Below are 17,094 nucleotides of genomic sequence, written 5' to 3' on the forward strand. Positions count from 1 at the left end.
CGCTCGAAGCAAGGGTGGATCTCCGGGGCGGAGACCGGTTCACCCCGTCCGCCGCCGCAGGGGCGCCAGGACGCGGCCCAGCACCGCGGCGGTGACGAGCCAGATGCCGCAGGCCACCGGCACCGCGCCGATGGTCTCGAGCGGGCTGCGGTAGGCGAGCACCGCCCAGGCGGCGACGCCGTTGATCCAGCCGCTCATGGAGAGGATCAGCGCCGCGCGCGGCGAGAGGCGGAGCCGGGTGACGAGCTGGTCCGCGATCAGTACGCCCACCGTCAGTGCGGCGACGCAGGCCGCGAACGCGATGACGACGAAGCGCCCGGAGAACTCGTCCGTGGCCGTGTGATCGAGGGCCGCGCCGCCCGCGCCGAGCGGAAGGGCGAGCAGCAGCGCGGAGACGAGCCGGGTGAACAGCGACTTGTCCTGCGGGTCGAACATGTTGGTGAACCCCTGGGCTCCCGCCATGCCCAGCAGAGCCCCGAGGGCGGCGCCGGCGAGCACCCCTTCCGTGCCGGCCGGTGAGCACGTGGCCACCAGGAGGGCCGTGACCAGTGCCGTACCGGCCCCGGCGAGCCAGGTGGCCGCCACGGTCCGGGTGGAGACCACCCCGTCGCGCGACCCCGGCCCTGCGATGCGCAGCCGCTGGGGCGCGGTGACCGGCTGCGGGCCGCCGGGCAGGGGGTGGGGGTACGCGGGCGGCGGCTGGAAGGGGACGGTGGGCGGGGTCGCGGGCCAGGGGGCCGGTGGATCGGGTGTGGGCGTGGGCGTGGGCGCGGGTGAGGCCGGGGCCGGGGCCGTGGAGTGGGGGACTGAGCCCAGGACGGTGGGGGTGAGGTCCGGAGGGGCCGGGCGGGGCGTGTCCGGTGCGGATGGCGGTGCGGGTGCGGGTGGCGGTGCGGCGGCGGATGCGGATGGCGGTGCGGTGGCGGGCGCGGATGCGGGTGCCGGTGCGGCAGTCGGTCCGGGTGCCGGTCCGGCCGCGATCGCGGCCCGTAACAGGGCGGCGGTCTCCGCCGCGTCCCCGGGCCGCTCACCCGGCTCCTTGGCGAGCAGCCGCAGGACGATCGCGTCGAGCCGGCCGAACCCCGCCAGATCCGTACGCCGGGCGCTCGGCGGCTCCGGGATGTCGCCGAGGTGCTGGGCCAGGACGGCCGTACCGGCGCCGGTGAACGGCGGCCCGCCCGTGAGCAGGGTGTGGAGCAGACAGCCGAGGGAGTACAGATCGCTGCGGCTGTCCAGGACGTCGGGCGCCCGTATCTGCTCCGGCGACATGTACAGCGGGGTGCCGATCACGAAGCCGGCGGCGGTCAGATCGGTGCGGGTCATCGCGGCGGCGGTCGACAGCATCCGCGCGATCCCGAAGTCGAGGATCTTGATGGTGCCGTCCTCGGTGAGCAGGATGTTGGCCGGCTTGATGTCGCGGTGCACGATGCCCGCCCGGTGCGCCGTCTCCAGCCCCGCGCAGATCGCGACACCCCAGCCCATCACCTCCTCCACCGAGGGGAGTTCCGGCTCGCGGCTCTTCAGTACGGCGCCGAGGTCCCGGCCCTGGAGGTGCTCCATGACGAGGTACAGCACGCGTTCCCCCGCCACCTGCGCCTCGCCGAAGTCGTGCAGGGTGACGATGTGCGGGCTCGACAGCCCGCCGACGACCCGGGCCTCGCGGGCGAAGCGGGTCGCCGAGGTGTCCTCGTCGATGCGGGAGAGGACCTTGACCGCGACCTTGCGCCCGATGCGTTCGTCCTCGGCCAGCCAGACCCGGCCCATTCCGCCGGAACCCACGGGTTCCGTCAGCCGGTACCGTCCGTCGAGAATCTCGCCACGCATAGGTCGCCCCCGCCCAAGTCGTTCCGCATGCCCCGTACATGATGACCCGCCGGGTGCCCGGACGACCCTCACATCTCCGTACCGGCCCGAGTGATCCGCGTACTCGACCACCGTCCGCTCCGCGCGGGAGCCGGGTTCACGGAGGTTCCGGGCACCCTGTGACCTGGTGTTCCGCGGCGTAGCCTGGGCCCGTGACTTCCACTCCCGAGGTACTGGCCGTACTCGGCGAACTGCTCGCCGCCGCAGCTCCCGACGACCGCGGAGCCCTCTGGCAACTCGACCGCCAAGGCCGCGAATTGGACGCCAACCTGGTCCGGCTTCCGCCGGGCGTTGAGGTGGGGGAGCACCAGGAGGACGTGCTGGACGTCCTCCTGGTGGTCCTCGAAGGCAGCGGCCGCCTCACCCCGGGCGGGGGCGGCGCCCCCCTCACCCTGAGCCCGACCACGGTCATGTGGCTTCCGCGCACCTCGCGCCGCTCGCTGGCCGCGGGCCCGGACGGCCTCGCCTACCTCACGGTGCACCGCCGCCGTCCGGGTCTCGCGATCAAGCGCGCGCCGGCTTCCGCGGTGACGTACGAGGGAGGCGAGGCGCCCTGCGCGCTGGACCGGGTCTGCCCCGAGTGCGGCCGTATGTCGCAGGAATCCGCACCCAAGTTCTGCAGCGAGTGCGGGGAACGCTTCCCGGGCCGCTGACCCTGCCCGTCAACGGGTGTCAGTGCTGGGGCCTGCGCCGCCGTCCCAGGAGGAGGAGACCGGTGGCGACGAGGAGCAGGGCCCCGCTCGACGCGAAGAGGGCGGTGGACGCACCCGTGTCGGCGAGCCCGCCGCCCGGCCTGTGGTGGTCGTGTCCGCCGTGGCCGGGCGGCGGGGTGGGGCGGCCGTGCGTGTAGGAAGGCGTGGGTGTGGGCTCGGGGGGTGCGGGTGTGTGTCCGGTGGGTGTGGGTGTCGGCTCGGTGGGTGTCGGCGTGGGCTCGGTCGGAGTGGGCGTCGGTTCGGTCGGCGTCGGTGTCGGCGTCGGGTCCGTGGGTGTGGGCGTCGGCGAGGGGGACTCGTCGCCCTCGCAGTCGATGTCGGTGGCGAACGGGAACTGGTGGATCTCGCCCGCGTTCACGGAGGACGTGCCGTCCTCGCTGAGCGGCCCCGCCGTCAGCTCCCGCACCACGATCGAGCCCTCGATGTTGGCGGGGTCGAGGTCCGTGAGATGGGCCCGGGGCGCGAACACGGTGCCTTCCAGGGAGTCGCCGTCCGCCATGGTGATGTCGGTGGCGTCGGGGAAGTTCCACAGCATGTACGGCGCCTGCTCGCCGGACGCCCCGGCGAGGTTGGGCATGTGCCAGACGAACACACCGTCCGTACCCGTCGTGTCGACGTCGACCACGAACGGCGTCGACGCCGTCGGCGGGGTGTCGAAGGTGATCTCGGAGAGGTTGTTCAGCTGCTCACCGGTCAGGCGCAGCACGTTCGTCTCCCCCTCGGTGAGGATGACGTGCGCGCTCGTGCCGGCCGGGAAGCCGGTCTGGTCGGGCAGGGGGTTTCCGGCGGCGTCCCGCAGCACGACGTTGGTGTCGCAGGTGTCGATCGCGTCGGAGCGGTCCCGGTAGGTCGCGAACAGCGTGTCGAGGTCGGGCAGCCCCGTGGTGTCGGTGACCGAATCGGCGGGCTGGCGGACGGTCGTCTCGATCCGTGGCAGCGAGTTGTACGGGGCCCCGCCCTCGACAACCTGGGTGTTGACGTCGGCGTTGTTGGCGTCCTGGGTCAGGACGGACGACCCCGTCGGGTCGCCGATCTTCACATAGCCGTCGTTGAGGACCTTCAGCACACCCTGCGGTGAGGTCCCGGTGTAGTCGACCCTGCCGCCCACGAGCAGCGCGGTCGGGCGGTCGTCACCGGGTGCGGTGAACGTGCCGGGGGTGTGCAGCGCGACGTTGTACCCGGGGCCGTAGGACAGGTTTCCGCCGATGGCCACCGAACCCTCGGTCTCGGTGCTGCCCAGGAGGGCGTCGTCCTGGACCAGCACGCCGAAGCCGTTGTCCCCGGCCAGCGGGTTGCCCGAGTAGTCGGCGGCAGCGGGGACGGCGGAGGCCAGGCACAGGACACAGACGGTCGCGGCGGCGAGAGTGGTGCGTTTCATGCGGGAGAACGTAAATGTGATGGTCGGCCCGTACCGGACGACGAGGCCGCGGGGTCACCCGCACGGTCGCCGCGCTGCTCCCACTGGCCCCCGGTTGGCATGTGCCGTTTGCCGATGGGAACTGTGCGGCCTGGCAGCCCGTCCTCGAAAGCAAGGTCAACGAGTGGACGGGGCGTACGGGACATCATGGCGGAGCGGACGGACAGCGGCACGGCCCCTGCGGACAGCGCGACTGCTGCGGATAGCGCGGCCGCTGCGGACAGCGCGGCACCGAAGACCGGCATCCTCCGCCGGGCATGGGAGCGCCCCGGGTGCTGGACGCGAGGCCGGGTGATCGCCGTACTCGCTCTCCTCACGGCACTCCTGCTCGCGTTCCCCGGTATGGTCCCCAACCACCCCGGCCACCTGGGGAGTCTGCTGGAGGCGTTCCTGCCCTGGCTCGGCCTCGCGGTCGTCCCCCTGCTCGCCTGCGCCCTGTTGCGCCGCTCGGCCACGGCGCTGCTGTCCCTGCTTCTGCCGTGCACGGCGTGGGCGTACGCGTTCGGGGGACTGTTCCTCGCCGCACCGGATGCGGGATCGCGTGACCTCGTCGTGGTGCAGCACAACGTGAGCGACGTGAACCCGGACCCGGCGGGCACGGCCCGCGCTCTGGCCGAGGCGGAACCGGACCTGATCGCGCTGGAGGAGCTGGTCCCGGCCGCGCTTCCCGCGTACGAGAAGGTCCTCGCCCCGGACTTCCGGTTCCACGAGGTCCGGGGGACGGTCGGGATCTGGTCGAAGCATCCGCTCTCCGACGCGCGCGCGGTGGACATCAAGCCCAAGGGGATCGAGGAGGGCTGGAGCCGCGGCCTGCGTACCGTGGTCCACACCCCGCAGGGCGAAGTCGCCGCCTATGTCGCCCATTTGCCCTCGGTACGCGTCGGAGCGAGCGGATTCGCGTCCGCCTGGCGGGACGAGAGCGCCCACCTGCTGGGCAGGGCGGTCGCTGCCGAGACGGTGGCCAAGGTCATCGTGCTGGGCGACCTCAACAGCACGGTCGACGACCGCGGCCTGTCCCCGCTGACCTCACAGCTGAACGTCTCGGAGCGCGGCTTCGCGTTCAGCTTCCCCGCGTCCTTCCCCCTGGCCCGGATCGACCAGATCCTGGCCCGCTCGGCGACGGTCGGCCGCATCCACACGCTGCCCGCGACGGGCAGCGACCACCTGCCGATCACCGCCCGGGTCACACTGGCCTGAGCGAGTACCGGCCCGGCCCCCGGCCCCCGCCCGTGTGATGATGCACGGATCATTCGGCCGCTCCTGGGACGGGCGGGGCGCACAACGGGGGCGAGCAGCGTGACCAAGGACGGGACGTCCATACCGGACGAGGAGTGGGAGCGCTTCCTCCGCGAGGCCGAGGCCGGGACGCGCATCACCCGGACGCCGCCAACGGCCGCTTCCGCACCGCCGGTTCAGGCGATGCCGCCGTTCGCGTACAGGATCTGGCCGTTGATCCAGCGGCCGGGGCCCGCGAGGAATGCGACGGTCTCGGCGATGTCGGCGGGGGATCCGAGGCGGTCGAGCGGGGTGCGGGACGCGATCGCGCCGAGGGCCTCCGCCGGCTTCCCCTCCAGGAAGAGTGGCGTGGCCGTCGGGCCGGGGGCGACGGCGTTCACCGTGACGTCGCGGCCCTGCAGCTCGCGGGCGAGGATCAGCGTCATCGCCTCGACGGCACCCTTCGTGGCGGCGTAGGCCCCGTACGTGGGCTGCTGCAGCCGGGTCACCGAGGTCGAGAAGTTGATCAGCGCACCGCCGGGCCGGAGCGTACGGGCGGCGAGCTGCGAGACGACGAACGTGCCGCGCACGTTGGTGCGGTGCATGCGGTCGAAGTCGGCCAGGTCGAGCTTGGCGATCGGTGAGAGGAGCATGATCCCGGCGGTGTTCACGACCACGTCGACGCCGCCGTACAGCTGCTCGGCCGCGGCGAAGAGGGCGGCCATCGCGTCCTCGTCGGCCACGTCGCCGCCGACCGGGGCCGCGACCCCGCCGGCCGCCTCTACGGCGGCCACGGCCTCCTCGGCGCGGGCCTTGTCCCTCCCGTAGTGCACGACGACGGAGAGGCCGTCGGCAGCCAGGCGTTCGGCGACGGCGCGGCCGATGCCACCGGAGGCGCCGGTGACGATCGCTACACGCGGTGCGGACGCGGACCCGGCTGCGGGTGTGGTTCCGGTGGTGGAGCTCGTGGCGTTCGTGGGGTTCATGGCGCGGCCTCCCTCAACTTTTATGGACGGTCCGTCCATAAAATAAATGTAGACTGATCGTCCATATACGGCAAGCCCGAAAGGCTGAGGACACGTGGACGAGCCGAAGGCACCCGCCAGACGGGGCCGGGGCCGGCGCCCGGCGGCGGAAGTGCGGCAGGCCGTGCTGGAGACGGCAGGGGCCCTGCTGTTCGAGGCGGGCCTGCCCGGGATCACCTTCGAGAAGGTCGCCGCCCGTGCCGGAGCGAGCAAGATGACGCTCTACAAATGGTGGCCCTCGCCGGGGGCGCTCGCCTTCGAGGCGTACTTCGCGGCCGTCGAGGACACCCTCGCGTTCGAGGACACCGGCGACATCGAGCGCGACCTCGCCGCCCAGCTCCACTCCTTCGTCGGCCTGCTCACGGAGTTGCCCGCAGGACCCGTGATAGCCCAGTTCGTCGGCGCGGCACAGAGCGATCCCGCGCTGGCCGACGCCTTCGCGCAGCACTACACGCACCCGCGCCGAAGGCTCGCGGTCGACAGGCTGACCCGCGCGCAGCGCGCGGGCCAGATCCGCGCCGAGGTCGATCCCCAGGTGGTCGTGGACCAGCTCTGGGGCGCCTGTTACCACCGCCTGATGCTGCCGGACGAACCACTCGACGCCGCGTTCGCGGACGCACTGATCGACAACCTTCTGCGCGGCATCCGGGGGTGAGGGCTCCGGTTGGCGCGGCCCTCGGCCTCACAAAGCGCGGGGACGCCCGTGTTGCAGGGCGATGAGTTGCGCCGTTGTCGCCAGTCTGTACCTACAGCACGCGATCAACCGGAACCGAGGAGAGCATCATGACCGCCACGTACACGTTCGACGTCTTCTCCAGCCTCGACGGCTTCGGCGCAGCAGGCGGTGACTGGACCGGGTACTGGGGCAAGCAGGGTCCCGAGCTCCTCGAGCACCGCCTCGGCCTGTACCGGGAGGAGCAGCGAATGGTCTTCGGGGCGAACACGTACCGCCTGTTCGCGCAGATGCTGGCCGAGAGCACCGAGGAGTCCGATGTGCGCGATGCCTGGGTGACGCGGATGAGGAGTCTGCCGACCACCGTGGTGTCGACCACGCTCGAGGGCCCCCTCGACTGGCCGGACGCCACCATTGCCGACGGCGATGCCGTCGACGTCGTCGCCCGGCTCAAGAAGGAGTCCGACGTCCCGTTGCGCTCGCACGGCAGCCTGGCGATGAACCGGGCGCTGATGGCGGCCGGTCTGGTCGACCGCGTGCAAGTGACGCTGTTCCCCGTGATCACCGGACGGACAGGGGCGGCCCCGATCTTCAAGGGCGCGGCCGACTTCGACCTCGATCTGATCGGCCACCGGACGCTCGACGGTCACATCCAGGAACTCACCTACCGGCCCACGCTGCACCCCTGAAGGCGGCCGGCCGCGTCGGTGGTGTCAGTGGCGGGGCGTACGTTGCGGTCATGGGCGTATACGTGATCAGTGTCGACGCGCAGGAGTGGTTCGGCGAGGGGGACGGGTGGGGTGAGATCGCTACGGCGCTCAACGACGACCTGCGGCAACGAGGCCTGCCGCCCTACGAGTCCGTGCCGGATGAGCAGGGTTTCGTCCGTGGCTCCGGGCAGGCCTTCGAAGAGAAGCTGATCTCCTCGATGGACGGCTTCGACGCGCTGTGCGAGGCGCACCTCTCACCGGAGGAGACGGAGACCCTTTCCAACTGGTCGGTGCTGGTTCCGTTCTCGCTCGACGAGGAGATCCGGCTGCCGATCGGCTCCGCCTACACCGAGTCGTCGACCATGGTCGCCGGTGCGCCCCAGGTCCTGGCGATCGCCCAGCGGCTGGCGACAGCCATCGAGTTGCCGGCGGAGACCCCGCGCATGTGCGACAACCTCGATCTGACCATATGGTTCCGGGAAGGAGCAGCGAAGGAACTGGCCGCTGCCCGGCCGGGGCCGTGGGCCCGCGACCTGGATGCGGCGTTCTACGTCGCACTGTTCCTGCGCGCCGCCGAGCACTCGGTGCGGCGGGGCTGCCCGATCGTCTACTCCTGACACCGGCCCGGACTCGTTCTTCCCCCGCTCACACCCAGGGCCTCAGCTTCTCCGGGTTGCGGACCACCCAGATCCGGGTGACGCACCCGTCCACGACCTCGAACGAGGCCACGGTCATGACGACGCCGTCCCGCTGGGCGACCAGGCCCGGCAGCCCGTTGACCGACCGCTCCAGCAGTTCGAGCCCCGGGGCCTTGTCCGCGATGGCGACCATGTACTGGGCGATGAGCGCACCGCCCTCGATCGGGCGCAGCGCGGTGCCGGCCAGGCCGCCGCCGTCGGCCGTCATCACGGCGGCCGGGTCCAGGAGGTCGACGAGGGCCGCGATGTTCTTGGTCTCCCAGGCCTCCTTGACGTGCCGCACCGCCGTCGCCTGCCCGGCCGCCGTGACCGGAGCCTCGGCGACGCGAACCCGTCGCCGGGCGGAGGCGGCGAGCTGCTTGCAGGCGGCGGAGGTCCGGCCGAGGATGCCGGCGATCTCGGCGAAGGGGTAGCGGAACACGTCGTGCAGGACGAACGCCACCCGCTCGGCGGGCGTCATCGATTCCAGTACGACCAGGAAGGCCATGGTCACCGATTCGTCCAGGACCATCTGGTCGGCGGGATCGGTGTGGTCGGCGCCCCGGCCGCGGTCCCACTCGGTGCGGTCGGGCAACGGCTCGGGCAGCCACGCGCCGACGTACCGCTCCCGCCGGGCCCGCGCGGAGCCGAGCACGTCCAGGCAGATGCGGCCGGTCACCGTCGACAGCCAGGCGCCGGGCGACGCGATCTCGTCCCGCCGGGCTTGCGGCAGCGCGTACCAGCGCGCGTACGCCTCCTGTACGGCGTCCTCCGCCTCGGCCAGTGAACCGAGCAAGCGGTAGGCGACATTGAGCAGTTGGCGCCGCTCACCGGCTATGCCGTCGGCGCTCGTCCCCGCCGTTCCCGTTGTCCCCATGCTCCGGCCGCCCCTCGCCTTACCTTTCGCGGGCCCGCGTCGTCGGGCTGGTAAGAACCTTATCGATCTACCGCCCCCGGGCGGGAAAAGGGGACCGAGGCATGACAACCCAGGCAGCCCAGGTGATGAAGACACCGCACCGCTTCTCGTTCCTGCAGATCGCGGTCGCCCTGCAGACCCTGACCATCTTCCTCCAGGCCATCTCGGCCGGACTGCTGCTGACCTCCTCCTACGGGGAGACCATGCACAGCGCCGGAGCCCGCGTCATGTACGGGGCCTCGATGCTGTACGTCCTCGCGGCGATCCTCGCCTGGAAGCCGGGCGGCGGCTCGCCCCGGCCCATCTGGTACGCGTCCGGCTTCCTGGTCCTCGCCTCGGTCCAGGTCGTCCTCGGCATCGCGCACGTACCGTCGGTCCATCTCCCGCTGGGCGTCCTGATGTTCGGGCTGAGTCTGGTGGCGCTGGTGCGGCGCCCCTGAAGCGCATGCGGCTACTACGCCCGGCGGGCAGCCCTGCGCGCCCTGAGCGCCAGCCACAGGTCGAAGCGGTCGTCGCCGTCGTCGAGGCGGCGGCCCGTGAGGTGGGCGACCTTGTCGAGGCGGTTGCGGACGGTGTGCCGGTGCAGGCCCAGGCGGCGGGCCGTCTCGTCCCAGGAGCTGCCGGTGTCCAGCCACGTGGCGAGAGTCCGGGTGAGCCCCCCGGCCGGGTCGGCCGTGTCCAGCGGGCCGAGCAGCGCGTCCGCGTAGCCCGCCAGCGCCGTCCGGTCGCCCAGGTCGAGCAGGAGCGCGCTGGAGCGGTCGGTGCGGGCCCGCACCGGATGGCCGGCCGTGCGGCTCAGCTCGACCAGACCGCCCGCCTCCCGCAGGGACGCGCCGGCCCCGCCCGGCGGCACCGGGGAGCCGATGCCCGCGGGGCAGCCCGGCGCGAAACGAGCGAGGACCGCGTCCAGGTCGAGGCCCTCGCCGACGACCGCCTCGATCAGGGCGCCACGGGTCCGGGTGAGCCCGCCGGGCACGGCGAGTGCCAGGTCCGCGCCGATCTCACGGGCGGCCTCGCCGGCGGACGCCTCGACGACGACGCCGCGTACCGCGTCCGCCGCGAGTCCCGCCCCGCGCAACACGTCGGCGGCCTGCTCCGCGGCACCGGCGGCGTCGAGGAGGCGGCCGAGGAGCCCGGCCCTGCGGCGGCGCTCGGGTTCGCCGGCCAGGTGGCGGCGCTCCAGTTCGAGCGAGAGCAGGGACACCAGGCCGGAGACGAGGAGACGGGCGTCGGGGCCGACCTCCCCGGCGAGCACGAGCATGCCGCGCAGCCGGCGCGCGCCCAGCGGCTGGACCTCCAGGCCCGGCGCGACCGCGCTGGAGCGCAGCCCGCCGGCCGCCACCCGCCGGATCAGCTCGGCGCCGGCCGGGTCCGGCACCTGCGGCCTGCCGCCGTCGGCCGCGACGACCCGGCCCAGCGGATCGATGACCTGGGCGCGGATGCCGGTGGCGGAGGTCCACGCGTCCAGGGTCGGGGTCAGCCCGTGGCCGGCCGCCGCCGCCGCGGTCAGCCGGCGCTGCGTCTCGAAGGCACTCTCCACGGCGGCCCGCTGCTCGGCGGCCTGCGCGGCGAACACGGCCTTGGTCACCGCGATGAACGGGACCTCCTCACCGACGGTGAGGAGCGGAAGCCCCGCCTCGGTGGCCGCTGTCACGAGGGGCTCGGGCGCCTCCTGGTACGGCAGGTCGGGCCCGAGGCCGAGCGCCAGCGCGTGCGCGCCCCCCGCCGTGACGTCGTCGGCGTAGGCACGGCAGGCCGTCACGTCCATCGGCAGCAGCAGCCCGATCGTCATCAGCAGCTCGCCTCCCTGCAGCCACGAGCCGGGGCGTACCAGCTCGGACGCATGCGCGGCGAGCACCGGGCGGTCGAGGCGCTCGGGGCACGCGGCGACGGACAGATGCAGTTCGGGGCGGTCGACCAGGTCGGATATCAGCAGCGCCATGCGTCCAGTGTCGCCCATGGCGAATGTACGTGCTGTCCATGCCCACGCTCTGAATTCGCCCGTGGGGCGATCGAAGCGGCCGCTGCCGGGGGTTATGTTGCGTCTGCCGCCGTTCCGGCTCGGCGGCCACAACGACGTGTTCGGCGACCGGTGCCCCGAGCTGTACGAGTCGGTCGTAGATCAGCCCCAACTCCCCCACACTTAGGCCAGTTCAGCGAAAGGTGCGTCATGACGAGCGAGCAGAGGAACGCCCCCGTGGGCCCGGTCGACTCTTCCCGGATTCCGCGGTACGCGGGTCCGGCGACGTTCGCCCGGCTGCCCCGTCTGGACGAGGTGGGCACCGCCGACGTGGCGGTCGTGGGTGTGCCTTTCGACTCGGGCGTCTCCTACCGGCCGGGCGCCCGCTTCGGCGGCAACGCGATCCGAGAGGCGTCCCGTCTGCTGCGCCCCTACAACCCGGCGCAGGACGCGTCCCCGTTCGCTCTCGCGCAGGTCGCGGACGCGGGTGACATCGCGGCGAACCCGTTCAACATCCATGAGGCGGTCGAGACGATCGAGGCCGCCGCTGACGATCTCCTGGGCACCGGCGCCCGCATGATGACGCTGGGCGGCGACCACACCATCGCCCTCCCGCTCCTGCGCTCGGTCGCGAAGAAGCACGGTCCGGTGGCGCTGCTGCACTTCGACGCGCACCTGGACACGTGGGACACGTACTTCGGCGCCGAGTACACGCACGGGACCCCGTTCCGGCGGGCCGTGGAGGAGGGCATCCTCGACACGTCGGCGCTCTCCCACGTGGGTACGCGCGGCCCGCTGTACGGCAAGCAGGACCTCACGGACGACGAGAAGCTGGGCTTCGGCATCGTGACCTCGTCCGACGTCTACCGTCGCGGTGCGGACGAGGTGGCCGACCAACTGCGCCAGCGCATCGGGAACCGGCCCCTGTACATCTCGATCGACATCGACTGCCTGGACCCGGCCCACGCGCCGGGCACGGGTACCCCGGAGGCGGGCGGCATGACCTCGCGCGAGCTCCTGGAGATCCTGCGCGGCCTGTCCTCGTGCAACCTCGTCTCCGCCGACGTCGTCGAGGTCGCCCCGGCCTACGACCACGCGGAGATCACGGCAGTCGCCGCCTCGCACACCGCGTACGAGCTGACGACGATCATGTCCCGCCAGATCGCGGCCGCCCGCGAGGCGTAGGAGACGGGGGCGGGGCCAGGCGTGCTGCGCCCGGCCCCGCGTCCCCGCCGGGACTACTCGGCGGCGTCGCGCCGCCGGCGTGCACGTTCGAGATCGGCCGCGTCCGACATCCAGGAGCCGTGCTCATCGAGCGCGGTGCAGCCGCCCCGGACGAATGCGCTCAGCAGCTTCCGGTACCCGCCCATTCCGTCGACCAGGCTGTACTCGACCCGGTACTCCGGGTCCGACCCGCCCTCGGCCTTGCGCGCTGTCGTGATCCGGGCGATGGAGTCCGCGTAGAAGTGGAACTGGAGACCCTCGCCCATCGCCTCGTCCTCGACGGTGAACACCTGGTTTCCCGAGCCGTAGTGGTCGGCGACGAACTCCCAGAACTCGGCGGTGGCCGTGCGGGTGTGGTTCCGGTGCCACTTCTCCTCGTTGTCCTTGTCGTCGGTGAACGACAGGCTCGCCTTCCTCGCGCTTGCGCCGAGGTCCTCGGGGGCAGCGTCCTCGTCATCGTCCATCGGCAGGTCCTTGGCGCGGCTCGCGGCCTCCGAGCACATCAGGAAGCTCACGCTGCGCACCGCGTCGTCGACGAGCGCGGGGTGCGTACGGCGCACGGCCGCTTCGACCGCCGCCGCCATCCGCTCCCAGTCGCGCTTGTCCGTGCCGCGCTTTCCCCGTCGCGGGTCGCGGCCGATCCGCATCCCGGCGCACGCCTGCTCCGCGGTGGCGATCACCCGCATGACGTCGGGCAGCAGCGCGGGGCTGACGGCGTCGGGCAGTCGCTTCGGGATCGTCGCGCCGTGGAGGTACTGGCCCGTGTACATCAGGAGTGCGGTGTCGAGTACGTCGAGTACCTGCCCGCGCTCGGCGCGACGGCGGTCCGCGTAGTACTTCTGAGTTCGCTTCGCATCCGACGTCTCTGTCGCCGATCGCATCGCCGCGCAGACCTGGCCCCGCTCCAGCAGGTCGATGTCGGCTCCGTGGGAGATGAGTGGCCCCTTGGCCCACTGGATCCGCCGGAACGCCGCGTCGACGCCCGCCGGTGCGGAAAGGAGGACCGGGCCCAGGAGCGCGACGGCGGCGTCCTCGTCGAGCGGGCCCCGGGTTCCGGCGGCGTCGCACAGCGGAAGGACCGCACTCCATAGCAGCAAGTGCCTGGCCAGGTCGTCCCGGATCACCGCAAGGTGGGCTTCCCCGATCGGGAACGTGAACGTCCGCGGCTCGTGGTTGGCGTCGGCCCCGGCACCGAACATCAGCTTCAGCTCGCCGTCCTCGCGGACGACGTTCGGAATCCAGCCGCTCCGGCGAGCGAAGACGATGTCTCTCATGCACTCAGTCTTCACCATCGGACAGGACGGGCCGGAGTCACCTGCCCGTGGTCCCTCGCGCCGGCGGGCGCCACCCCGGCCGCGCGCTCACTTCCGGGAGGGGAACGCCTCGTCGAGCGTGGGGACCGAGAGGTGGTCGGACGTCATCGCGTCCAGGACGTCGTCCACGCGCAGGTAGCGCCCCTGCTGGATCGCCGGCGTGATCCTGCCGATCGTGCCGGCCTCCTTGAGGTGGAACACCGTCCATCGGCCCGGGAACGGATCCCCGTCCAGGGGCTTCCCGTCACGCAGGATCTGCCGCGTCTGCGGGCTCGGGCTGCGGGTCCCGTCGATCTCCTGGTTGAGAGTCTCCACCGCCTCGACCCCGAACACCGTTCCACTGCCGCCCCGTTGGTACATCACGAGCATGCGTGGGCGGGCGAGGGCGACGTACTTGCTGTCGAGCGGGCAGATGTATGCGCGGTGCGCGGCGAGGTCGAGCTTGGCCTGCTCGGTCGCCGGCACGATCACCGCGTGGTCGTGCAGGGAGCGGAACCAGCCGAGCGCGGCCTCCTCGTTCCAGACGGCCTTGTTGCGATTGCGGAACGCGGGATCTGCGACCAGGCCTCGGTACGCCAGCAGCTCGATGCTGCGCGGCGGGCGCCCCGTCAGGGCCGCGAAATCGGCCCGGGTGATGACTTCGGGCATGTCGTCGAACCAGGTTGTCATCGAGCTAAACCACCGTGTGCTTGAGGAAGGCCGCCCAGGCGGCGGGGGAAAGGGTGAGGGCGGGGACGGTGAGGTCCTTGGAGTCGCGGACGTGTACGGCGTGGGGGCGGGTGGCGACCTCGACGCAGTTGCCGCCCTCTGTGCTGCTGTGGCTGCTCTTCATCCACTGGAGGTCAGTACTCATAGTCCTTCTGCTACCTGTTCAATCAGTTCGCGTGACTCTTCTGGTCCGAGAGCCTGGGTCCGCAGAATGCCATACCGGGCGAACAGGCCTCCCAGCTCGGCCTGTTCGTCGACAAGGAAGCTCTGGGTCTGGACCTCCAGGAAGCCCAACCGGCGCCGGTCATCGGTCTCCAGCAGGACGAAGGGCCCGCTCAGTCCCCCGTGTGTCTCCCGCTGAGGTGGCATGACCTGCATGTGCACGTGCCGTAGTCGACTGACCTCAAGAATGTGGTGGAGCTGCGCTCGGTGTACGTCTCGTCCGCCGATCGGGCGAGTGAGTGGGCTGAGCTCCAGGACGAAGCTGATGTCCGGCAACGGCTTGCGGGTCAGCATGCGCTGTCGTGCGAGACGGCCCGCGATCAATTCCTCGATCTCGTCGTCGTCAAGAGGCGGGCAGGCGCCCCTGAAGAGGGCACGTGCGTGCATTTCGGTCTGCAGCAGTCCAGGCACGAGGTGGGACTCGTACTCGTACCGCGACCTGGCCGTGGACTCCTCCTCCGCGAACGGCTCGAACCAGGAAGCCACGCGGCTGGACGTCAATTTCTCACCTGCGGCGAGCAGCGCACCGTCGGCACCGAGTACGGCGTCGGCCTGCGGGGTGAAGCCCCCCTTGGGCGGCCGTGCCCCCCGCTCCACCATCGCCACCTGTGACTTGGAGAAACCGATCTTCACGCCCAGGGCCTCCTGGGACAGCCCGGCCCGTTCGCGGAAGAATCGCAACAACGCCCCGAACATCTCGGCGTTACCGCCCCCGTTATGACTGGTGTGCACAGCCCCACCCCCAAGTGCACAACAGTGCACAGACGCCTTGTGTCCCTGGTCACGCTACGTGAGAGCGCCGACGCTGTCCGTATGGATTACAAAAATTCACCGGACCTGATGCCTTCCTGGATTCCCGCGACCGGCCACGCGCTCCGTCTCGCCGGGATCCACTTCGACGCCGTACGGATGATCGGCTTCCTGGGCGAGCAAGTGGCGTACGAGATCATGCAGTTCACGGACTTCCGGGCCGGGCCCATCGTCCGGTCGCTCATCGGCGTGCGGGGGGTGTACTTCCTGCTGCCGCCCGGGAGTGCCCGTGCGTACCGATGGCCCGTGGGGGCCGAGGCGTTGGTGCGGGAGGAGGCGGCGTTCGTGGGGGTGCCCGCCGCGCGCGGGCTGACGTACCCGCTGAGCTGGCGGTCCCTGCCCAGCGCCCAAGTCCCGTTCGTGGATGCGGAACTGCTGTTCGAGCTGCTCCGGGAGGTGGTCGACGACGAGAAACGTGCGGTACGGTGATCGCGTCATTACGCTCCGTGCGCTTCAGCGCATGGGGCGGCCCCCGGCGGTGCTGCGAACACCGTTGCCGAGGGCCTTCACCCCGCGATGGACAAGCTAGAGAGGTCCACCGAGAATGCTTTGTCATGCTATCTCGCCGTCCTACGGCTACGTGAAGGCATCGCACGACATCGTGCGTCATTCGAAGCTCAACAGCGACGCGAAGATCCTCATCGCCTACGTGCAGGGACTCCCCGAGGCGTGGGCCGCCAAGCCCCTCGGCGAGCATGCCAAGAAGCTGGGCATGAAGGGGCGGGCCTACCAGAAGGCCAAGGGCCAGCTCAAGGCGCATGGGTTCGTCCACGAGTGGCGACGCCAGGACAGTGCCGGGCTCTGGGTGACCGATCAGCTCATGTCCAATGTGCCGCTCACGGACCGCGAAGCCCGCCGCATCCATGACAAAAATGCCGAATCGTCGCAGGTGGGACCGAGTGATCACTATCCGACGGTCGGTCAACCGAGGACTCGGTTCGTCGGTGGTCACCTACCTGAAGGTGAAGAACGGGAGAAGAACTCCTCCCACCCACCCACCGAAGAGCCGAAGGTTGCGGACGAGACGGCCGAGGCCGAGGCCGAGGTCGTGGAGCCAGAACCCACGGACCCGCAAGTCATCGAGGCCGAGCGCGTGTTGCTCTCCCTCAGGCACGCCGACCGCCAGTTGCGTCTCGGGGCCCGTGAGGCCCGGCGCCTGGCCGTGACGGCCGCCGAATGGTTGCGGCGCGGGGTGGATTCGGCCGAGCTGCGGCTCGCGCTCACCCGGGGGCTGCCCGAGAACGGCGTGAAGTTTCCGTTCGGGTTCCTGGGCAAGCGGCTCGACATGATGATGCCGTCGCCCGTCTGCGCCGAGGAGCCCGCTCCCGTCCGGGACGCTGTCAGGGAGTTCATTGCGTGTGAGGCGCAGCAGGAGGGCGACGAGCACGTCTTCCGGCCCAGGGGCGACGAGACCGTGTGCGGGCCGTGTGGGCGGGAGGCCGCCTGGAAGGCGCACGCGGTCAAGTGGGAGCCGCCGCCCCTGGACGACGACTACGTGAAGCCCGAGCCGCTCCCCTGGCGGGAGCGGATCGCGGCCCTGCAGGCGGCGGACTCCGCCGCTGAATGAGGCGTACGGCTGTTCACCGTGTGGCGGTGGCCCTGTCCGGGCGGTGGAGCGAGGACAGTGGGGCCGGGGGCCTGGACGGCG

18 protein-coding genes are annotated in these 17,094 nt (G+C 71.4%); 9 read left to right on the top strand and 9 right to left on the bottom strand.

The genetic code is table 11. The features are described 5' to 3' along the window. Nucleotides 1-39 precede the first annotated feature (39 nt). Entirely contained in the window at nt 40-1,824 is a 1,785-nt protein-coding gene (locus ABTX18_RS29525) for a serine/threonine-protein kinase (protein WP_352125822.1), read from the bottom strand. 191 nt (nt 1,825-2,015) lie between these two features. Between ABTX18_RS29525 and ABTX18_RS29530 the strand changes: the two genes are divergently transcribed. Continuing rightward, nucleotides 2,016-2,516: a DNA gyrase inhibitor YacG gene (locus ABTX18_RS29530; RefSeq protein WP_352125823.1), complete on the top strand. Its 501-nt coding sequence runs from the start codon at nt 2,016-2,018 to the stop codon at nt 2,514-2,516. Nucleotides 2,517-2,535: 19 nt separating this feature from the next. Here ABTX18_RS29530 and ABTX18_RS29535 read toward each other — a convergent pair whose 3' ends face one another. After that, nucleotides 2,536-3,954: a collagen-binding domain-containing protein gene (locus ABTX18_RS29535; RefSeq protein ID WP_352125824.1), complete on the bottom strand. Its 1,419-nt coding sequence runs from the start codon at nt 3,952-3,954 to the stop codon at nt 2,536-2,538. Nucleotides 3,955-4,140: 186 nt separating this feature from the next. On the opposite strand from ABTX18_RS29535, the gene ABTX18_RS29540 reads away from it, so the two are divergent. After that, the gene (locus ABTX18_RS29540) at nt 4,141-5,190 is read left to right on the top strand and encodes an endonuclease/exonuclease/phosphatase family protein (RefSeq protein ID WP_352125825.1); all 1,050 of its coding nucleotides are present in this window, start codon (nt 4,141-4,143) and stop codon (nt 5,188-5,190) included. Between the two features lie 215 nt (nt 5,191-5,405). Here ABTX18_RS29540 and ABTX18_RS29545 read toward each other — a convergent pair whose 3' ends face one another. Next, nucleotides 5,406-6,194: an SDR family oxidoreductase gene (locus tag ABTX18_RS29545; RefSeq protein ID WP_352125826.1), complete on the bottom strand. Its 789-nt coding sequence runs from the start codon at nt 6,192-6,194 to the stop codon at nt 5,406-5,408. A 94-nt stretch (nt 6,195-6,288) separates the two neighbouring features. Here ABTX18_RS29545 and ABTX18_RS29550 point away from each other — a divergent pair, with 94 nt between their 5' ends. The 3 genes from ABTX18_RS29550 to ABTX18_RS29560 all read left to right on the top strand — a co-directional run bounded on the left by ABTX18_RS29550 (nt 6,289) and on the right by ABTX18_RS29560 (nt 8,233). Continuing rightward, on the top strand, nt 6,289-6,888 hold the full coding sequence (locus ABTX18_RS29550) for a TetR/AcrR family transcriptional regulator (protein ID WP_352125827.1): 600 nt from the start codon (nt 6,289-6,291) through the stop codon (nt 6,886-6,888). Nucleotides 6,889-7,016: 128 nt separating this feature from the next. Next, nucleotides 7,017-7,595: a dihydrofolate reductase family protein gene (locus tag ABTX18_RS29555; protein WP_352125828.1), complete on the top strand. Its 579-nt coding sequence runs from the start codon at nt 7,017-7,019 to the stop codon at nt 7,593-7,595. Between the two features lie 50 nt (nt 7,596-7,645). Continuing rightward, on the top strand, nt 7,646-8,233 hold the full coding sequence (locus ABTX18_RS29560) for a hypothetical protein (protein ID WP_352125829.1): 588 nt from the start codon (nt 7,646-7,648) through the stop codon (nt 8,231-8,233). Nucleotides 8,234-8,261: 28 nt separating this feature from the next. Here the strand turns inward: ABTX18_RS29560 and sigJ are convergent, their stop codons facing one another. Then, on the bottom strand, nt 8,262-9,170 hold the full coding sequence (gene sigJ / locus ABTX18_RS29565; protein WP_352125830.1) for an RNA polymerase sigma factor SigJ: 909 nt from the start codon (nt 9,168-9,170) through the stop codon (nt 8,262-8,264). Nucleotides 9,171-9,271: 101 nt separating this feature from the next. Between sigJ and ABTX18_RS29570 the strand changes: the two genes are divergently transcribed. Continuing rightward, a complete protein-coding gene (locus tag ABTX18_RS29570) occupies nt 9,272-9,649 on the top strand; it encodes a hypothetical protein (protein ID WP_352125831.1) in 378 nt (125 codons plus the stop codon). A gap of 14 nt (nt 9,650-9,663) precedes the next feature. On the opposite strand, the gene ABTX18_RS29575 is transcribed toward ABTX18_RS29570, so the two are convergent. Continuing rightward, nucleotides 9,664-11,151 carry a PucR family transcriptional regulator gene (locus tag ABTX18_RS29575; RefSeq protein ID WP_352125832.1) on the bottom strand — a complete coding sequence of 496 codons (1,488 nt, stop codon included), beginning with the start codon at nt 11,149-11,151 and terminating at the stop codon, nt 9,664-9,666. 228 nt (nt 11,152-11,379) lie between these two features. On the opposite strand from ABTX18_RS29575, the gene speB reads away from it, so the two are divergent. After that, nucleotides 11,380-12,354, top strand: a complete 975-nt coding sequence (gene speB, locus ABTX18_RS29580; RefSeq protein ID WP_352125833.1) for an agmatinase — start codon at nt 11,380-11,382, stop codon at nt 12,352-12,354. Between the two features lie 53 nt (nt 12,355-12,407). Here speB and ABTX18_RS29585 read toward each other — a convergent pair whose 3' ends face one another. The 4 genes from ABTX18_RS29585 to ABTX18_RS29600 form a co-directional block, all read right to left on the bottom strand. Continuing rightward, a complete protein-coding gene (locus tag ABTX18_RS29585; RefSeq protein ID WP_352125834.1) occupies nt 12,408-13,667 on the bottom strand; it encodes a DUF6357 family protein in 1,260 nt (419 codons plus the stop codon). A gap of 87 nt (nt 13,668-13,754) precedes the next feature. Continuing rightward, nucleotides 13,755-14,375: a hypothetical protein gene (locus ABTX18_RS29590; protein WP_352125835.1), complete on the bottom strand. Its 621-nt coding sequence runs from the start codon at nt 14,373-14,375 to the stop codon at nt 13,755-13,757. Between the two features lie 4 nt (nt 14,376-14,379). Next, nucleotides 14,380-14,559, bottom strand: coding sequence for a DUF397 domain-containing protein (locus ABTX18_RS29595; protein WP_352125836.1), 180 nt, complete (start codon nt 14,557-14,559; stop codon nt 14,380-14,382). Continuing rightward, nucleotides 14,556-15,368 carry a helix-turn-helix domain-containing protein gene (locus ABTX18_RS29600; RefSeq protein WP_503061231.1) on the bottom strand — a complete coding sequence of 271 codons (813 nt, stop codon included), beginning with the start codon at nt 15,366-15,368 and terminating at the stop codon, nt 14,556-14,558. The genes ABTX18_RS29595 and ABTX18_RS29600 overlap by 4 nt, the downstream gene beginning before the upstream one ends. Before the next feature lie 81 nt (nt 15,369-15,449). Between ABTX18_RS29600 and ABTX18_RS29605 the strand changes: the two genes are divergently transcribed. Together ABTX18_RS29605 and ABTX18_RS29610 are read left to right on the top strand one after the other, a co-directional pair. Then, entirely contained in the window at nt 15,450-15,875 is a 426-nt protein-coding gene (locus ABTX18_RS29605) for a hypothetical protein (protein ID WP_352125837.1), read from the top strand. Between the two features lie 115 nt (nt 15,876-15,990). Next, nucleotides 15,991-17,013, top strand: a complete 1,023-nt coding sequence (locus ABTX18_RS29610) for a hypothetical protein (RefSeq protein ID WP_352125838.1) — start codon at nt 15,991-15,993, stop codon at nt 17,011-17,013. Nucleotides 17,014-17,094 lie beyond the last annotated feature (81 nt).

Origin of the sequence: Streptomyces sp. NPDC096323, from assembly GCF_040302845.1 — a bacterium.
Lineage (GTDB): Bacteria > Actinomycetota > Actinomycetes > Streptomycetales > Streptomycetaceae > Streptomyces.

Bases quoted from the DNA above. Each gene is read 5' to 3' on its own strand.
- ABTX18_RS29525 (WP_352125822.1), bottom strand. From the start codon at position 1,824: ATGCGTGGCGAGATTCTCGACGGACGGTACCGGCTGACGGAACCCGTG.
- ABTX18_RS29535 (WP_352125824.1), bottom strand. From the start codon at position 3,954: ATGAAACGCACCACTCTCGCCGCCGCGACCGTCTGTGTCCTGTGCCTG.
- ABTX18_RS29540 (WP_352125825.1), top strand. From the start codon at position 4,141: ATGGCGGAGCGGACGGACAGCGGCACGGCCCCTGCGGACAGCGCGACT.
- ABTX18_RS29545 (WP_352125826.1), bottom strand. From the start codon at position 6,194: ATGAACCCCACGAACGCCACGAGCTCCACCACCGGAACCACACCCGCA.
- ABTX18_RS29555 (WP_352125828.1), top strand. From the start codon at position 7,017: ATGACCGCCACGTACACGTTCGACGTCTTCTCCAGCCTCGACGGCTTC.
- ABTX18_RS29560 (WP_352125829.1), top strand. From the start codon at position 7,646: ATGGGCGTATACGTGATCAGTGTCGACGCGCAGGAGTGGTTCGGCGAG.
- sigJ (WP_352125830.1), bottom strand. From the start codon at position 9,170: ATGGGGACAACGGGAACGGCGGGGACGAGCGCCGACGGCATAGCCGGT.
- ABTX18_RS29570 (WP_352125831.1), top strand. From the start codon at position 9,272: ATGACAACCCAGGCAGCCCAGGTGATGAAGACACCGCACCGCTTCTCG.
- ABTX18_RS29575 (WP_352125832.1), bottom strand. From the start codon at position 11,151: ATGGCGCTGCTGATATCCGACCTGGTCGACCGCCCCGAACTGCATCTG.
- speB (WP_352125833.1), top strand. From the start codon at position 11,380: ATGACGAGCGAGCAGAGGAACGCCCCCGTGGGCCCGGTCGACTCTTCC.
- ABTX18_RS29585 (WP_352125834.1), bottom strand. From the start codon at position 13,667: ATGAGAGACATCGTCTTCGCTCGCCGGAGCGGCTGGATTCCGAACGTC.
- ABTX18_RS29590 (WP_352125835.1), bottom strand. From the start codon at position 14,375: ATGACAACCTGGTTCGACGACATGCCCGAAGTCATCACCCGGGCCGAT.
- ABTX18_RS29595 (WP_352125836.1), bottom strand. From the start codon at position 14,559: ATGAGTACTGACCTCCAGTGGATGAAGAGCAGCCACAGCAGCACAGAG.
- ABTX18_RS29605 (WP_352125837.1), top strand. From the start codon at position 15,450: ATGGATTACAAAAATTCACCGGACCTGATGCCTTCCTGGATTCCCGCG.
- ABTX18_RS29610 (WP_352125838.1), top strand. From the start codon at position 15,991: ATGCTTTGTCATGCTATCTCGCCGTCCTACGGCTACGTGAAGGCATCG.